The organism is Ruegeria sp. AB5 (assembly GCF_056542645.1).
In genome coordinates, this window is sequence record NZ_JBQGAE010000012.1 from 21,818 (window position 1) to 38,846 (window position 17,029).

The following is a 17,029-nucleotide window of genomic DNA, read 5'->3' on the forward strand; positions in this document are numbered from 1 at the left end:
ATCAGCCATGGACATGCCCCAGCCAAATCCCGATGTGCTTGCGCGCAAGCAAGCCGTTTTGGCGCGATTGCTACAGGTTTTGCCTGAGGGTGCTGTGATTCACGACCCATCTGAAACGCGAGCCTATGAATGTGACGCACTGACGGCCTATCGCTGCCCGCCCATGCTGGCGGTCCTGCCATCAACGACGCAAGAGGTCTCGGACGTGCTGCGCATTTGCCACGAAGAAAATGTGCCGGTTGTTCCACGCGGCTCGGGCACGTCGTTGGCAGGCGGGGCGCTGCCAACGGCGGATTGCGTGATCCTGGGTGTGGCACGCATGAATGATGTGTTGGAGACCGACTATGACAACCGCTTTGTCCGCGTTCAAACCGGTCGCACCAATCTCAGCGTAACCGGCGCGGTTGAAGAGAAAGATTTCTTCTACGCCCCCGACCCCTCATCCCAACTGGCCTGCGCAATTGCGGGCAATATCGCGATGAACTCGGGTGGGGCGCATTGTCTGAAATATGGGGTGACCACGAATAATCTGCTGGGTGTGACCATGGTCATGATGGATGGCAGCGTGGTTGAGATCGGCGGCGCACACCTGGACTCCGGCGGTCTGGACCTGTTGGGTTTAATCTGCGGGTCCGAGGGGCAGCTGGGCGTTGTGACCGAGGCAACCCTGCGCATCCTGCGCAAACCCGAAGGCGCGCGGCCCGTTCTGATGGGGTTTGATGACAACGAGGTCGCTGGCCAATGTGTCTCGGACATCATCAAGTCGGGCATCTTGCCGGTTGCGATCGAATTCATGGATACGCTGTGCATCAAAGCCTGCGAGAACTTTGCGCATGCGGGCTATCCCGATTGTACGGCTTTGCTGATTGTCGAGGTCGAAGGCTCGGAGGCCGAGATCGACTATCAACTGTCGAAGATCGTTGAGATTGCCAAACGACATAACCCGGTTGAGCTGCGCGAAAGCCAGTCGGCTGAGGAAAGCGCAAAGATCTGGCTGGGCCGGAAATCGGCTTTCGGCGCGATGGGGCAGATGAACGACTACATGTGTCTGGATGGGACGATTCCTGTCTCGGCTCTACCGCAGGTTCTGCGCCGGATCGGTGAATTGAGCCAAGACTACGGTCTGCCTGTTGGGAACGTCTTCCATGCGGGTGATGGAAACATGCACCCGCTGATCCTGTTTGACGCCAACAAGCCGGGCGATCTGGAGAAATGCGAAGCGTTTGGGGCGGATATCCTCAAACTCTGCGTTGATGTTGGCGGCTGCCTGACCGGCGAACATGGCGTTGGCATCGAAAAGCGGGATCTGATGTCGCATCAATACACAACTGCCGATCTTGAGGCACAGATGGCGGTGAAGGATGTGTTCGATCCACGGTGGCTGCTGAATCCGGCCAAGGTGTTTCCCTTGGATGTGTCCGAAACCCGTCGCGTGACGCGGATCGCGGCGGAATAGGGCGTGCTTCCGCTGCGCTGCGCGCGTTCCCCCCGAAGAGATTTCAGAAAAGACAAATGTCATGAAACCTAAGACAGAGATGGAACTGGCCGAGACGGTGGCCGGGCTGCAGGAACCGGTGCGCCTTGAAGGTGGCGGCACGCGCGGTATTGCGGGCACAGAGCCGGTACTGAGCACCGCGGGGCTGAGTGGCATATCGCTTTATGAACCGGGCGCTTTGACATTGGTGGCACAAGCGGGAACGCCGCTCTCCGAGGTCGAGGCCGCCTTGGAGGCCGAAGGCCAGAATCTGGCGTTCGAACCTGCGGACTACCGAGCGATATTGGGGACATCCGGAGAACCGACGATTGGCGGTGCGGTTGCCGCCAATATCTCGGGGCCGCGACGGGTACAGGCCGGGGCGTGTCGGGATTTTCTGCTGGGCGTGCGTTATGTCGACGGGCAGGGACAGGTCATCAAGAACGGCGGTCGGGTGATGAAAAACGTCACCGGCTATGATCTGGTCAAACTGATGGCCGGGTCATGGGGCACTTTGGGCGCACTGACCGAGGTGTCGCTGAAAGTTCTTCCAAAGCCCGAAGCCTCGGCGAGTCTGGGTGTCCCGGTCCCGAATGTTTCAGTGGCTGTTCAGGTTTTGTCAGCGGCGCTGAAATCTCCCTTCGAGGTTAGTGGTGCCGCATATGATCCCGCATCGGGTCAAGCATTGCTGCGCATTGAAGGGTTTGAGGCCTCGGTCGCATACAGGCTGGGCCGGTTGCAGTCCGAACTTGCAGATTTCGGAGGGGTCGAACGGATAGAAGAGTCGGAGAACACGTGGCGCAATATCCGGGATGTCCGCCCGTTTGCGGATGACAGCGGCGACGTCTGGCGCATTTCGATCAAACCGGGCGACGCGCCTGAGATTTCGGCGCGACTGGAAGCCAACAAGTTGGTGCTGGACTGGGGTGGTGGTTTGCTTTGGGCGCTGGTCGATGAAGGGTCCGACATCCGCGCGCGATTGGGAGATTTTTCAGGCCATGCAACCCTTGTACGGGCCACGTCGGAAACAGTTCAGGCCCTGGGCCGGTTTCAGCCGGAACTCGCGCCGGTCGCGGCTTTGACACACGGATTGCGACAGAGGTTCGACCCGAAAGGCCTCTTTAACCCGGGCTTGATGGGGTAGGCAGATGCAGACGACTTTTACCGAAAAACAGCTGCAGGACCCTTCGATCCAGCGCTCGAACGAAATCCTGCGCAGTTGTGTTCATTGCGGCTTTTGCACTGCCACATGTCCGACTTATCAAGTGCTGGGCGACGAACTCGACAGCCCAAGGGGCCGCATCTACCTGATCAAGGATATGCTGGAAAACGAGCGTGTACCGGATGAAAAAACGGTCAAACATATCGACCGTTGCCTGTCCTGTCTGGCGTGCATGACCACCTGCCCGTCGGGTGTGCACTACATGCATCTGGTTGATCATGCGCGGGAATACATCGAGAACAACTACAGACGCCCACTGTCGGATCGGGTGCTGCGCTGGGTTCTGGCACGGATACTCCCCTATCCGATGCGGTTTCGCTGGGCTCTGATCGGGGCCAAGTTGGGACGCCCGTTCCGGTTCATGATGCCGGATGCCCGGCTGCGGGCCATGCTGGACATGGCGCCGAAACATATCCCGCCAGTCAGCCGCAACGACGATCCACAGAGCTTTGCGCCCAAGACCACACGCAAGAAGCGCGTCGCGTTGATGACGGGTTGTGCGCAAAAGGCTCTGAACACCGACATCAACGATGCCACAATCCGTCTGCTGACCCGTTTGGGCTGCGAGGTTGTGGTCGCCCAAGGCGCCGGATGTTGCGGAGCGCTGACCCATCACATGGGCAAAAGCCGCGAAAGCCATTCCGCAGCGGCAGCCAATATCCGGGCCTGGACACGTGAGATGGACGGGGACGGGCTGGATGCCATCGTCATCAATACCTCGGGCTGTGGCACCACGGTCAAAGACTACGGGCACATGTTCCGAAATGACGCGCTGGCGCAGGATGCGGCGCGTGTCTCGGGCCTTGCGATGGATATCAGCGAGATATTGATGCAGCTGGACCTGCCTGACCAGCCGGACCAGAAGCTGACTGTCGCCTATCATGCCGCCTGTTCGCTGCAGCATGGGCAACAGATCAAGACCTACCCGAAAGACCTGCTGAAACGCGCGGGCTTCAAGGTTGTAGAGCCTGCAGACAGCCATCTGTGCTGCGGCAGTGCGGGAACGTACAACCTGATGCAGCCCGAGATCTCGGGCCAACTCAAACAGCGCAAGGTCAAAACGCTTGAGGCAAAGCAGCCCGATCTTATCGCCGCCGGGAACATCGGTTGCATGATGCAGATCGGCTCGGGCACGGATATTCCCATTGTACATACCGTCGAGCTGCTGGATTGGGTCACCGGAGGACCCCAACCGCGTGCCCTGACCCAAACCCCCGCTGCGGTCCCGTCCGTTCCGCTCCTGCGCTAAATCAAGCTGGTGCGTCGCGGCATCACTTGAACGGGAATATCCGGCACGTCTGCACTGCCCTATTTTTGCCCAACGCAACCCGTAGAACAGTTCATCGGAAGGAATGCCGGAGAACCGCGTGCGGAACTGGATCATGGCCATCGCGCTGAGTGTGCTGCCTATGGCGGCCTTGGCGCAGGATACCGGGCTGAAAAGCCTGGACACGTCTGATTCCGGGCGTGACTGGATGGCCGTGGGGCGGTTGGACATTGATGGCACCGGGTTTTGTACTGGTGCGCTGATTTCGCCGACTCTGGTTCTGACAGCGGCGCACTGCCTGTTCGAAAAACATACGCAAAAGCGCATCGATCCGTCACGAATCGAATTTCTGGCCGGTTGGCGGCGTGGGCGGGCTTCGGCATATCGTGCCGCCCGGCAGGCCGTAGTTCATCCGAAATACACCTATTCCGGCAGGGCGACGAGCGCCCGGGTACAATATGATCTGGCGTTGATCGAACTGTGGCAGCCCGTGCGCAATACCACTGTCATCCCGTTTGAAACCGGCAGCCGACCGGATCGCGGAGAGCAAGTGGGCGTGGTTTCCTATGCCCATGACCGGGCCGAGGCCCCTTCTCTGCAACAGGTCTGTTCGGTCATGACCGGGTATCGGGACGTTATGGTAATGTCCTGTGATGTCGATTTCGGTGCTTCGGGTGCGCCGATCTTTTCATTGGCCGGCGAACGCCCCCGCATCGTATCCGTGGTTTCGGCCAAGGCCGAGCTGGATGGGCAGAACGTGGCCTTGGGCACCGCGCTTGAAGACTCGCTTCAGTTGCTGCAGTCGGAATTGTCCAATGGGAACGGGTTCGGGCTGTCCTCGACCTCAAACGGATCCGGCAAAAACGTCGGAGCGAGATTCATCCGGCCATGATCAAAGGGGGTGTCCGGCTGGTTCTATGTCTTGCACTGTTTGCAACTGCTGCGCAGGCACAAAGCGACAAACGCAAGCTGACGGACCGAAACGACCTTTATGGCTGGGAGGCGATCGGCCGTCTGGATGTCGGAACGCGGTCCTTTTGCACAGGCACTCTGATTGCCCAGGATATGGTGCTGACAGCGGCCCATTGCGCCTTGGACAAACGCACCGGAAAACCGTATGAGCCGGGCGAAGTGACCTTTCGCGCAGGGCTTAGCAACGGGTCCGCACTGGCCGAGCGAAAGGTGGTACAGATCGCCGCCCACCCGGGCTATGGCGCCAACGATCCCTTGTCACCGCAAAGCATCCGCCAGGATGTCGCCCTGATGCGGCTGGAGACGGCGGTTCCCTATACCATTGCCGATCCGTTTGCCCTGTACAGCGGGCGTATTCTGAACAGCGAGATCAGCATCGCCTCGTACGGGCGTGGCCGATCCGAGGCCATCACGCGCGAACGGTCCTGCCGCATTCTGGAACGGCGGGACGGGCTGATCACCTTCGATTGCGACATCACGTTCGGATCCTCGGGGTCGGCCATTCTGGTCAAAAACGGCCCGCGTTGGCAGATTCTGTCGGTTGTATCGGCGGTTGGGATACATCAAGGCAGAAGGATCGGGTTCGGGATGGAACTGACTGGCGTGGTATCCCAGCTCAAGACCAGCATGCGGCGGGATGCGCCGCAGCCCAAGGCCTCGATCCGAAAATTGCAGGTGGGATCGGGCAAGTCCAGTTCGGGCGCAAAATTCATCAGCTCGGGCGGGGGTTGAACTTGGTCAAATCGTTACCCATGTGAACTGTATCGGATCGCCACAACGGGGTCCGATGCACATCACCGCCCGTCCGTTTCGGAGGGCTCCTTATCGTAAATCGCTCAAGAATGAGGATAACGACATATGCGTACTTTTGACTTTGCACCGCTGCACCGCGCCACCGTTGGTTTCGACCAGATCGCCGACATGATGGACCGGGTTCTGACCAATGACGTCGCTCAGCCCAGCTACCCCCCTTACAACATCGAAAAAACCGATGCCGACACCTACCGGATTTCCGTGGCCGTCGCCGGGTTTTCGGAAAACGACCTGTCTGTCGAAGTGAAGGAAAACTCACTTGTCGTGGCAGGCAAGAAAGCCGCCGAGGACAAAGATCGCAGCTATCTGCACCGTGGTATCGCCACCCGTGCATTTGAACGCCGCTTTGCCCTGGCCGACCATGTTCGCGTCACCGGCGCGAGCCACGAGAACGGCATGCTGAACATCGACCTGAAGCGCGAGGTGCCCGAGGCCCTGAAACCGCGCCGGATCGAGATCGCGTCCGGCAAGGCCATCGAAAAGGACGTGGTTGACGCCAAGGCAGTGAACTAACACGTCACAAAGTTGTGCGACAGTCGCCTCCTCCCTGACTGTCGCAACACCCGCCCCGCGTTCCTCCAGACGCGGGGCGTTGTTTTTGTCGCTTGGCCCTGGGGATCATCGATTTCCGGCCAAGCCTACCCAACCAAGTGGCTTTCCTGTTCCAATCTCATTATAAGAAAAACTAACCATAAAGAGCAGCAATCAGAGGTCACAAGTGACCATATTGGGCATCACATGTCAGAAGGATGATGGGCCGTTTCTGGTGGAATGGCTGGCGCATCACCTTGCTGCGGGTTTCGACAGATTACTGGTGTTCAGTCACGATTGTTCGGACGGTTCAGACGCGTTGTTGCGGGCGCTGGCGCAGGATGATCGGGTCGAGCATCTGCCGTTCGAGCCCAAAGGCAACAAGGCGGTGCAGTGGCAGGCCCTGAAACACGCGTCGGATCACCCGGCCTATGGTTCCGCTGATTGGGCACTGTTTTTCGACTGTGACGAGTTTCTGTGTCTGCCGGACTTGACCTTGCCAGACCTGATCACCCGGTTCGAAAACCTATCGGGTCAGTTCGACGCGCTTGCCCTTCCGTGGCGGTTCTTTGGCGCGGGTGGACAGGTTCACCGCAGCCCCGAAATGACACCCGAGCGCTTTACGATGGCCGCGCCCGAGGATCTGCATTTTCCCCTTGGGCACCTGTTCAAAACATTGCACCGTCCGGCCGCTTTTCAGCGGTTGGGCGTCCACCGACCCCGCAGCAAGCCCTCAAAACCCGGGCGCTGGCTCGGGCCGGACGGGGCCGCTCTGCCGGTGCGTTTTGCAGCCAACGATGGGGCGATTTCCCTTTATGGAATGCCTCAGGGCACACGGCAGGTCTGGCTGAACCACTACGCCCTGCGCTCACGCCAAGAGTTCATGGTCAAGCGCGCGCGCGGCTTGCCGAACCATATGGACCGTGAGATCGGGATGACCTATTGGGCCGAGCGCAACTGGAACTCTGTCGAAGACACGCGCATTCTGCGGATGATGGATCGTACACGCGCGGCCTACAAGACGCTGTTGGACCTGCCCGGTGTGACCGCGGCGCACGAGGCTTGCCTGAACTGGCATCGCGCAACCTATGAGGCGCTGCATCAGGATATTGAAGCCGTCCGGCTGGAGTTTCGTCTCGGGCTCGTAAGGGGCAGCACACCGCCAACTCCACAGGATGGTGCAGCGTTTGTCGCCCAACAGGTATCGCTTTTGTCGAAGGCCGCTGAGTGATGGCAGGCGTGATCGAACGGCAAATGGCAGGTCAGGATCTGGGTGTGGCTATCCTGCTAGACGCGGTCGTTCATACTGAAGATGCCGGTCGCATGGTCACCTTGTTTTTTGACCGAACAATTGAACCTGACGATGTCATCCCCGCAAACGGCGGTGTTCTGGACGTTGTTCATTCCGTGGGGGGCGCGAGTATTCTCAGATACGCTCTGCCGGATGCGGTACCACCCCGATTTAGCATCTGCGGAGAACCCCACGATCTGAGCTGCTCGCAGTCAGAATGGCCTTTGTTGGAAGGGCAAAACGTTTTGGCGGCCCAGCGCAACGGTGAAAGTGCCGAGGTTGTACTGGATTGGCTGGCCTACCACTTCAAGACGCAGGGCCTTGAAGCGGCGGTACTTATAGATCGCGCGCGACCGGGCATGGATACGGGTTTTGCGGCCGCTTTGCGGGCAGGATTGAAACAGCGCGCCTTGGCCTGTCAGGTCGTTTTGGTTCGCAGCAACGCCCCGCTCGGCAAACCTGATCTTCCCCCCGAATCTCATCCCTTTTGTGTGCCCGAAGCTCCGGGCAAAGATCGGATGAAGGTTCCTGCGCCCAGTCCCTGGGACAGCCCGCTTGGGGCACTTTCGGTCTACGAAATCCTGCGCGCACGGTTTCTGGCCCGGGCGCGGGCCGTCGCCAATATCGATGTGCATGATCTTATGGTTGAATCGGACTCTTCGGTGTTCGACGCCGCAGTTGCCGCAGAAACCGGGTTGATCACGCTGCACGGACGACATTGCTATCCGTGGCGGATACGCTCGGGCAAAACTCCCCATTTCAGAGACCATATCTGCGTTCAATTTGATGCGACGGGTGGTCGGCAACGGTGGTGCCTGGCTCCGGCCAAGACCCCGCCTGACGCGATCTGGCGTCTGGTTCGGGTCAGAAACGCTGAAACGGATCGCGCCAGGGCCATGGGGTTCTACCGCCACATGATGTTGCGGCACCCGGCCCAGGCAATCTCGAAAATCGCGCCTAAAACCTCACTGATCGAGCACGCGCCGCTTGTTCAGATGTCTGAAAAAATCTGGGACCACAGGCCAGAGCGCATGCCCAAACTTGAGATCGAGCAGAGGGGCAAAGGGCGTGGGCGTTGTGCGATTGCGACAACGATGAAGAACGAAGGCCCGTTTATTCTGGAATGGCTCGCCTATCACCGCGCCATAGGGTTCGACGACTTCCTCATCTACACCAATGATTGCAGCGATGGCACCGATGCAATGCTGGAGTTGTTGCAAAGAAAAGGTCTTGTCCAGCATCGTGACAACCCGTTCCGGCGGATGAACCTGCGTCCGCAACACGCAGCCCTGCAATCCGCCGAGGACGAGCAGATCGTCAAGGACGCGACATGGGTCGCCTGCATCGATGTGGACGAGTTTGTGAACATCAAATGCGGCGACGGAACACTGGATGCCTTGTTTGCGGCGGTGCCTGATGCAAACATGATTGCGATGACCTGGCGCTTGTTCGGCAATTCCGACCTCCACGCCTTTGACGATGGCTCGGTCATCGAACAGTTCACCCGATGCGCCCCGGAATACACCCGCAAACCGCATCAGGCCTGGGGCTTCAAGACCCTGTTCCGCAATATTGGCGTGTTCCGCAAGCTGGGGGTACACCGCCCCAAGGGCCTCAATCCGCAATTGTGGGAGCAGATCAACTGGGTCAACGGCTCGGGTGTGCCATTGCCTCGCACACTCTACCGCAACGGTTGGCGATCGACGGTCGATACCTACGGCTACGATCTGGTCCAGCTGAATCACTATGCGGTACGGTCGGCCGAGAGCTTTCTGGTCAAGCGGGATCGAGGTCGAGTGAACCATGTTGAGCGGGATCAGGGCCTCGCCTATTGGTTCCGCATGAACAACAACTGCGCCGAAGACGGTTCAATCACGCGCAGGATACCTGCCATGCGCGCCGAACTGGATCACTTGCTAGACGACCCCGAGATCGCAGCCGCGCACGCGCATTGCGTTGCCTGCCATCGCGCCAAAATCGAAGAACTGAAAGCCACACCGAACTATGCGGCTTTTTACACAGAGCTAACCGGCGCGCGGCTTGAGAAACTCGCCCGGCTGCATGGGCACTTCGGCGCAAATGTGTTCCTTCAAGGTCCCAAGGTGATCCCGGATGAGATTGTCGAGAAAGACCCGGACGCCGACTGGTTCTTTACCGTCGAACGCGACGGAGAAACCCAGCATTAGAGCCATATCACTGACCAGAGATCGCTTTTGGGGCCAAGTGCGCGCGTTTGTATTCCCAAACCAGATCCCAAAAGGAAAAGGCACAACGCCTCAGGCGCGTTTCTCGCCGATCGAGGCAACGCCGAGCACATCCAGAACTTTCGCTTCAATCTGGTCCGCATTCATGCCGGCCACAGCGTACATATCCGCCGGACTGGCCTGATCGATGAAGATGTCCGGCAACACCATCGAACGGTATTTCAGCCCACGGTCAAAGACACCCTCCTCCGCAAGCAATTGCGCGACGTGACTGCCAAAGCCCCCGATTGCACCTTCTTCGATGGTGATCAAAGCTTCGTGGTTCTCGGCCAGCTCCAGAATCAGATCGCGGTCGAGGGGCTTGGCAAAGCGGGCATCGGCGATTGTGGGCGTGATGCCCCGGGCCGATAGGGATTCGGCGGCCTTCTGCACCTCGGCCAGACGGGTGCCAAAAGACAGCAGCGCAACCCGCGCGCCTTTCTGGATCAGGCGCCCTTTGCCTATTTCCAGCGCCTCGCCTCGGTCCGGCAGGTCAACACCAACGCCTTCCCCGCGCGGATAGCGAAAGGCGATAGGACCCGCATCATGCGCCACGGCTGTGGCCACCATGTGCATCAGTTCGGCTTCGTCAGCTGCGGCCATGACGACCATTCCCGGCAGGTTCGACAGATAGGCGATATCAAAGGAACCCGCATGGGTCGCGCCGTCAGCACCGACAAGCCCGGCGCGGTCGATCGCAAAGCGGACCGGCAACCGCTGAATCGCGACATCATGCACGACCTGATCGTAGCCGCGCTGCAAAAAGGTCGAATACATTGCGCAGAACGGCTTCATCCCTCCTGCGGCCAGTGCCGCCGAGAAGGTTACGCCATGCTGTTCGGCAATGGCCACGTCGAAACAGCGCGACGGGTAGCGTTCCGCAAACAGGTTCAGCCCGGTGCCATCGGGCATCGCAGCGGTTACAGCGACGATCTTGTCATCCCGCGCGGCTTCATCCACCAACGTCTTGCCAAAGACCGAGGTATAGGATGGCGCGTTCGAAGGGGTCTTTTTCTGCTCGCCCGTCACCACATCGAACTTGGCCGTCGCGTGACCTTTGTCACGTGCCTGTTCGGCAGGCGCATAGCCTTTACCCTTCTTCGTCAAAACATGGATCAGGATCGGACCGGTCGCCCGCGCCTTGACCGTGCGCAAAACCGGAAGCAGTTGGTCCAGATCATGCCCGTCGATGGGACCGAGATAGGAAAAGCCAAGCTCTTCGAACAAAGTGCCGCCAACGGCCATACCCTTCAGCATCTCTTTGGCCCGCTTGGCCCCTTCGCGGAAGGGTTCCGGCAGCAACGAGACCGCGCCCTTGGCGGCTGCTTTCAGGTCATGGAACGGTTCTTCTGCATAGATACGGGACAGATAGTTGGACAGGGCGCCCACCGGAGGCGCGATGCTCATATCGTTGTCGTTCAGAATGACGATCAGCCGCTTGTTCAGATGGCCGGCGTTGTTCATCGCCTCAAAGGCCATGCCAGCGGACATCGAACCATCGCCGATCACCGCAATCGCGTCGCCCAGCCCTTCGGGCGTGACACCGCCCAGATCGCGGGCGACGGCAAAGCCCAGCGCGGCGCTGATCGAGGTTGAGCTGTGCGCCGCGCCAAACGGGTCATAGGGGCTTTCACTGCGTTTGGTGAACCCGCTCAGCCCGTCCTTCATGCGAAGCGTGCGAATACGGTCGCGGCGTTCGGTCAGGATTTTATGCGGATAGCATTGATGACCCACATCCCAGATGATCTTGTCCCGGGGTGTGTCGAACACGGCGTGCAGCGCAGTTGTCAATTCCACCACACCCAGACCGGCACCCAGATGCCCGCCCGTGACAGACACGGCCGAGATGGTCTCGGCCCGCAATTCCTGCGCCACCTGATGCAGTTGCGCATCTGAGAACTGCTTGAGATCCGCAGGGCGGTTCACAAGGTCCAAAAGGGGCGTTTTGGGGCGATCAGACATCTAACGTATTCCTGACTTAGCTGTCCCGGGCAATAACGAAGCGGGCGGCGTCCTTCAAGGTGTCCGCCCCTGGACCATAGCCATCCAAAGCAGCGCAGGCCCGATCCACCAGATCCTCGGCCCGTGCTTTTGCAGGTCCCAACCCAAGAAGCGAAACGAATGTGGCTTTACCCGCATCAGCATCCTTTTGCAGGCGCTTACCGGCTTTTTCGGCATCTCCTTCTACATCCAAGATGTCGTCGGCGATTTGAAAGGCAAGGCCAAGCGCTTGGGCGTATTGGCGCAGCGGGTCAGGATCGGCCTGGGCCAGTCGCGCGCCCGCACAGGCGGACCATTCGAACAAAGCTCCGGTCTTGGCACTCTGGAGGCGTGTGATGGCCTCAAGCGTCAAAGGGTCCGCTGCCGTTTCCGCCGCAATGTCCATTGCCTGCCCCATGACCATACCTTGCGCACCGCCAGCTTCGGCCAGTGTTAGAGCCAGATCAGCGCGGACATCAGCGTTTCCGACTTCCGCGCGACAGCACAGTTCGAAGGCCAATGTCTGCAACGCGTCTCCGGCCAAAACGGCTGTCCCTTCATCCCACTTTACATGGGTTGTAGGGCGGCCGCGGCGCAAATCGTCGTCGTCCATGCAGGGCAAATCGTCATGGACCAGCGAATAGGCATGCAGGGCTTCGATCGCCGTGGCGGGCCAAATCGCACGGGCCTCGTCCACGTCATGCAGGCGGGCGCTTTCGAGCACCAGAAACCCGCGCAAACGCTTACCACCTTCGGTGGCATAGGCCATGGCCTTCGTGACATCGAAATCGCCAAAACCGCTCAGAACCAGATCAAACTGCGCCTGAATACGCGCGACATCCTGCGCCAGCGTGTCGCGGAACATTACTGACCGTCGACAGGCGTTGTTCCGGTCGGTTGGCCACTTGCATCCAGTGTGATTGCAGCCACCTTTTCTTCGGCCCGTTTCAGCTCGTCTTCGCAGCGTTTTTTCAATGCGGCACCACGTTCGTACAGAGCAATCGACTGATCCAGCGCCACATCGCCGCGTTCCAGCTGACCAACTACGGCCTCAAGCTCTTTCATCGCCTGTTCAAACGTCATCTGTTCTACTGGGGTATCGGTCATCGTGCTGCCTTCATCAGTTCTTCCACATGGGCGCGTGTCGCTTCGGCCAACGCGTTCAGATCATACCCGCCTTCCAGAGTCGAGACGATACGGCCCTCACAAACCTCATCGGCGATCTTGCACAGCTCTGCCGTGATCCAGGCAAAATCGCCGGTGGACCAGTTGAGGTTGGCCAGCGGATCGTCCTGATGGGCGTCAAACCCGGCAGAGATAATGATCAACTCGGGCTTGAAGGCCCGCAAGCGGGGAAAGGCTTGCGTCTGATAAACAGCGCGCATGTCCGCGCCACCTGTACCAGAAGCAAGAGGTATGTTCAGAACCGTCTCATAAGCGCCGGTTTCGTCCGACCGACCCGAACCGGGCCACAAAGGCATCTGTTGGCTGGTGATCACAAGCGCGCGTTTTTCGTCCCACAGCAGGTCCTGTGTTCCATTTCCGTGGTGCACATCAAAATCCACGACGGCGACACGGCTCAACCCATGGTGATCCAGGGCGTGTTTCGCCGCTAGTGCCGCATTTCCAAACAGACAAAACCCCATCGCCTTGTCGGTTTCAGCATGATGCCCCGGGGGCCGAATGGCGCAGAATGCGTTCGGTGCCTCACCTCCCAAGACAAGGTCCACTGCGCGCACGACAGCACCGGCCGCCCGATACGCGGCATCAACAGATCCCGGCGACATGAACGTATCCCCATCGATTTGCTTAAACCCGTCCGCCGGCCGCGCAGCCCTGATGTCGCGGATGTAGTCTTCTGGATGAATACGCAACAAATCATCATCCGCCGCCAGTGGTGCCGTTTTGCGATCAAGGTCCAAAGGCTCCAGCGCATGAAGAATATGCTCCAACCGGGCCACCTGTTCCGGATGCCCGTCCGGCGTCACATGCCCCAAACAATCGGCATGGGTCAAAAGAGCAGTCTTCATCAAAATCCCTTCTTCATCTGGCCAAAAATATCCTCGCCGAAGGCAAAGAATCGCCGCGCAGCGGCCAATCTTAGTCCGGAGCCAGCATATACCCGGCCCCCCGGACAGTCTGAAGATATCGTGGCTGCTTCGGATCCTGTTCGATCTTGCGCCGCAGGCGGGTGATCTGCACATCCACCGCGCGCTCCTGGGCTTGCCCCTTGTCGCGTCCCAGATCCTCGACCAGCTTGGCCCGGCTGATCGGCTCGCCCGGCTGCGCCGAGAATATCTTCATCAACTGGCTTTCCGTTGCTGTCAGGCGCACCGGGTCTTCACCCTGCCACATCTCACCCCGCTCGATGTCATAACGGATCGGGCCCAGCGTTAGGAACTTTGCCGTTGCCTGCTCGGACGTCGTTTCCGGCATACGCCGCAGAATCGCGTTGATGCGTAAAAGCAGCTCTTTCGGCTCGAACGGTTTGGCCAGATAGTCGTCTGCCCCGGCCTCAAGCCCCGCGATCCGATGCTCGGTCTCTCCCCGCGCGGTCAGCAGCAGGATCGGTGTGGCATGGGTCTCGCGCAGTGCCCGTGTCAGGCTCACCCCGTCCTCGCCCGGCATCATTACGTCCATCACGATCATGTCGAAGTCCAGCCCCGACAGCACCCGACGCGCATGGGCCGCATCACGCGCAGCCGTCACCAGAAACCCGTTGCGCATCAAAAACTTCTTCAACAGATCGCGAATGCGCTCGTCATCATCGACGATCAGCAGATGGGCGTCCATATCGCTCATGAGGTCGTATCCCGCAACTTCGTATAGGCATGACGCATATCAGCATCCATCATCGCTTCAAGCACTTTGCGAAATCCGGTCACGGCCTCGGGTCCGGCGTCCTTATAGGCCGCCCGCATCCGGGCACGCTGAGCATCTGAAAGTTTGGCCTCAAGTGCGCGGCCTTTCTCGGTCAGGAAAAGATGCCGCTCTCGCTTGTCGGCGGTTCCGACCCGACTTTCGACCATGCCGTCCTCGATCAAGGTCCGAAGCACCCGGTTCAGAGACTGTTTTGTCACGCCCAGAATGGCCAGCAGATTGTTCACCGTCGTTCCCGGGGCCCGATTGACGAAGTGGATCGCCCGGTGATGTGCCCGGCCATAAGACATCTCCGACAGGATGCGATCGGGATCAGCCGTAAAGCCGCGATAGGCAAAGAACATGGCCTCAATCCCCTGTCGCAACTGCTCATCGGTTAGAAACAACAGGCTATCGCCCCCAAACAACGGGGCGGGACGGATTTCAGACATCGCATGCCTCACAGGTTACTCATCGCTCACTTTATGTCAGCCTTATTGACATTCCAAGGGTGGACAGGTATCGAATCGCAGTTTTTGCGCAATATTGTGTCCGAACCGGACTTAAATAGCGCAATAATTGCAAATTCAAGCCAGGGCTGGAGGTTTCGCATGGCGGGGTATGATGATCGTGACGGTGTCATCTGGATGGACGGGGAACTCGTTCCTTGGCGTGAAGCAAATGTGCATATTCTGACCCATGCGATGCACTATGCGTCATCCGTGTTCGAAGGTGAGCGAGCCTATAATGGCAAGATCTTCAAAAGTCGGGAACATTCCGAGCGACTGATCGCCTCGGCCGAGGCGCTGGACATGCCGATGCCCTATGATGTCGACCAGATCGAGGCCGCCAAGGAAGAGGCCCTGAAAGCCAGCGGGCTTCAGGATGCCTATGTCCGCGCGCTGGTCTGGCGCGGTTCGGGCGAGGATATGGGTGTGGCCTCTGCCAAGAACCCTGTGCGCATGGCCGTGGCGGTCTGGCCATGGGGCGCCTATTACGGCGACGCCAAGATGCAGGGCGCCAAGCTGGACATCGCGGAATGGAAGCGCCCCAGCCCGGAAACCATCCCGGTTCACGCCAAGGCGGCGGGCCTGTATATGATCTGCACCATCTCCAAGCATAAGGCCGAAGCCAAGGGATGCTCGGACGCGCTGTTCATGGACTGGCGCGGCTATGTCGCTGAGGCGACCGGGGCCAATGTGTTCTTTGTGAAAGACGGTGAGGTCCATACCCCGCTGGCCGATTGCTTTTTGAACGGCATCACCCGCCAGACCGTGATACAGATGCTGAAAGACAAAGGCATCACCGTGCATGAACGCCGCATCAAACCCGAAGAGATGGCCGATTTCGAACAATGCTGGCTAACCGGCACCGCCGCCGAGGTCACGCCGGTGGGCCAGATCGGCGACTATTCGTTCGAGGTCGGCGCCCTAACCCGCGAGATCGCGGAAGATTACGAAAAACTGGTCCGGGCATAGCCCCGCAATCAAATTGAAACCCCGCCTTGGCGGGGTTTGATGCTTTGGGCAACCGTCAAAAGCTGCGGTTAGGTAGGTGAGTGCGAATCTCACGTTCCAATGACCGAATTGAGCCCAAAATACAAAATGCTTCAACGCGCTTTAAGGTCAGCGATGCGCAGAAAGCAGACTTTGCAAAGTCCGGTTGACCACATTGTCCACCAAAGGCGACAGTTCTGCTTCGCGACTGGGCTATACATAGCCCTCAAAGCGTATTGTTTGCGGGACTTCAGTTGCACCGTTTTCCTGAGCGAGTAGGGCGCGTGCTGACGAAAAGGTAGCAAGCGCAAAAAGAACAAGAAGGGCCTTTATCATCGTAGCGCCTCGGATCCGGGTTTTGAACTTGGGCCGGGGTTCACAAATGATCGCCCCGGCCAGCGTCAGGGCAAACGAGGTAGTTCTTGCCCTGAAACATCGTACTTTCGCCTAATTTAGAAGATCACCGACGATGCCGACGGCATCGACCACGGTAGACAGGTCATTCGTAACTTCGAGGACTTCGTCATCGACCAGAATGTAGCGGTTTCCTTTGCCCGGCTCCCCAAGCTTCCATTTGGAAAGGTCCCCAATATCCTCGAACTCCAGGTCAGATGGGAGCTTGGCACCGCGCGTGTAGCGCTTGATCTGTCCAGGTGGTACAGCTTTTGGGCCTTTGCCGGGTTTGTCTTCTATCTGAATGCTGACATCACCGTTCTTGCCCCCCTTGTTCGGCTTTTTACCCTTGTTGTCTTTGGCATGGGCATCGCTGCCTCCAAGGATGAAAAACACAACTGCTAAGGCTGCAAGAATTCCGTATGCAATCTTCATAGATTGTTCCTTTGCTTCCCAACTTCATTCGACCGGCGTTGAAAATTCCGGCA

The 17,029-nt window shown here is 58.9% G+C and carries 16 protein-coding genes; 9 read left to right on the forward strand and 7 right to left on the reverse strand.

Annotated features, from left to right (window positions below):
- Nucleotides 1-7 precede the first annotated feature (7 nt).
- The 8 genes from ACR0L4_RS17555 (at nucleotide 8) to ACR0L4_RS17590 (ending at nucleotide 9,756) form a co-directional block, all read left to right on the forward strand.
- The gene (locus tag ACR0L4_RS17555; protein ID WP_480514391.1) at nucleotides 8-1,456 is read left to right on the forward strand and encodes an FAD-linked oxidase C-terminal domain-containing protein; all 1,449 of its coding nucleotides are present in this window, start codon (nucleotides 8-10) and stop codon (nucleotides 1,454-1,456) included.
- A gap of 61 nt (nucleotides 1,457-1,517) precedes the next feature.
- The gene (locus tag ACR0L4_RS17560; protein ID WP_480514392.1) at nucleotides 1,518-2,618 is read left to right on the forward strand and encodes an FAD-binding protein; all 1,101 of its coding nucleotides are present in this window, start codon (nucleotides 1,518-1,520) and stop codon (nucleotides 2,616-2,618) included.
- Between the two features lie 4 nt (nucleotides 2,619-2,622).
- Complete coding sequence (glcF, locus tag ACR0L4_RS17565) at nucleotides 2,623-3,945, forward strand: glycolate oxidase subunit GlcF (protein ID WP_480514393.1); 1,323 nt, start codon at nucleotides 2,623-2,625, stop codon at nucleotides 3,943-3,945.
- A gap of 118 nt (nucleotides 3,946-4,063) precedes the next feature.
- Nucleotides 4,064-4,855 carry a trypsin-like serine peptidase gene (locus ACR0L4_RS17570; protein WP_480514394.1) on the forward strand — a complete coding sequence of 264 codons (792 nt, stop codon included), beginning with the start codon at nucleotides 4,064-4,066 and terminating at the stop codon, nucleotides 4,853-4,855.
- A complete protein-coding gene (locus ACR0L4_RS17575) occupies nucleotides 4,852-5,667 on the forward strand; it encodes a trypsin-like serine peptidase (RefSeq protein ID WP_480514395.1) in 816 nt (271 codons plus the stop codon). The genes ACR0L4_RS17570 and ACR0L4_RS17575 overlap by 4 nt, the downstream gene beginning before the upstream one ends.
- 126 nt (nucleotides 5,668-5,793) lie before the next feature.
- A complete protein-coding gene (locus tag ACR0L4_RS17580) occupies nucleotides 5,794-6,261 on the forward strand; it encodes an Hsp20 family protein (protein WP_480514396.1) in 468 nt (155 codons plus the stop codon).
- Between the two features lie 205 nt (nucleotides 6,262-6,466).
- Nucleotides 6,467-7,510, forward strand: coding sequence for a glycosyltransferase family 2 protein (locus ACR0L4_RS17585; RefSeq protein ID WP_480514397.1), 1,044 nt, complete (start codon nucleotides 6,467-6,469; stop codon nucleotides 7,508-7,510).
- Nucleotides 7,510-9,756 (forward strand): glycosyltransferase family 2 protein, encoded by a 2,247-nt coding sequence (locus ACR0L4_RS17590; protein ID WP_480514398.1) that lies wholly within the window; start codon nucleotides 7,510-7,512, stop codon nucleotides 9,754-9,756. The genes ACR0L4_RS17585 and ACR0L4_RS17590 overlap by 1 nt, the downstream gene beginning before the upstream one ends.
- 90 nt (nucleotides 9,757-9,846) lie before the next feature.
- Here the strand turns inward: ACR0L4_RS17590 and dxs are convergent, their stop codons facing one another.
- From dxs to ACR0L4_RS17620, 6 genes are all read right to left on the reverse strand, one after another.
- A complete protein-coding gene (gene dxs / locus ACR0L4_RS17595; RefSeq protein WP_480514399.1) occupies nucleotides 9,847-11,775 on the reverse strand; it encodes a 1-deoxy-D-xylulose-5-phosphate synthase in 1,929 nt (642 codons plus the stop codon).
- Between the two features lie 16 nt (nucleotides 11,776-11,791).
- Complete coding sequence (locus ACR0L4_RS17600; protein WP_480514400.1) at nucleotides 11,792-12,658, reverse strand: polyprenyl synthetase family protein; 867 nt, start codon at nucleotides 12,656-12,658, stop codon at nucleotides 11,792-11,794.
- On the reverse strand, nucleotides 12,658-12,900 hold the full coding sequence (locus ACR0L4_RS17605) for an exodeoxyribonuclease VII small subunit (protein WP_170753879.1): 243 nt from the start codon (nucleotides 12,898-12,900) through the stop codon (nucleotides 12,658-12,660). Before ACR0L4_RS17605 ends, ACR0L4_RS17600 begins: the two co-directional genes overlap by 1 nt.
- Nucleotides 12,897-13,823, reverse strand: coding sequence for a histone deacetylase family protein (locus ACR0L4_RS17610; protein WP_480514401.1), 927 nt, complete (start codon nucleotides 13,821-13,823; stop codon nucleotides 12,897-12,899). The genes ACR0L4_RS17605 and ACR0L4_RS17610 overlap by 4 nt, the downstream gene beginning before the upstream one ends.
- A 70-nt stretch (nucleotides 13,824-13,893) precedes the next feature.
- Nucleotides 13,894-14,595: a response regulator gene (locus ACR0L4_RS17615; RefSeq protein ID WP_170753875.1), complete on the reverse strand. Its 702-nt coding sequence runs from the start codon at nucleotides 14,593-14,595 to the stop codon at nucleotides 13,894-13,896.
- Nucleotides 14,592-15,104, reverse strand: a complete 513-nt coding sequence (locus ACR0L4_RS17620) for a MarR family transcriptional regulator (RefSeq protein WP_170753873.1) — start codon at nucleotides 15,102-15,104, stop codon at nucleotides 14,592-14,594. Before ACR0L4_RS17620 ends, ACR0L4_RS17615 begins: the two co-directional genes overlap by 4 nt.
- A 159-nt stretch (nucleotides 15,105-15,263) precedes the next feature.
- On the opposite strand from ACR0L4_RS17620, the gene ACR0L4_RS17625 reads away from it, so the two are divergent.
- Nucleotides 15,264-16,130 (forward strand): branched-chain amino acid aminotransferase, encoded by an 867-nt coding sequence (locus ACR0L4_RS17625; RefSeq protein ID WP_480514402.1) that lies wholly within the window; start codon nucleotides 15,264-15,266, stop codon nucleotides 16,128-16,130.
- 465 nt (nucleotides 16,131-16,595) lie between these two features.
- On the opposite strand, the gene ACR0L4_RS17630 is transcribed toward ACR0L4_RS17625, so the two are convergent.
- Nucleotides 16,596-16,976, reverse strand: coding sequence for a hypothetical protein (locus ACR0L4_RS17630; RefSeq protein ID WP_170337130.1), 381 nt, complete (start codon nucleotides 16,974-16,976; stop codon nucleotides 16,596-16,598).
- Between the last annotated feature and the right edge of the window lie 53 nt (nucleotides 16,977-17,029).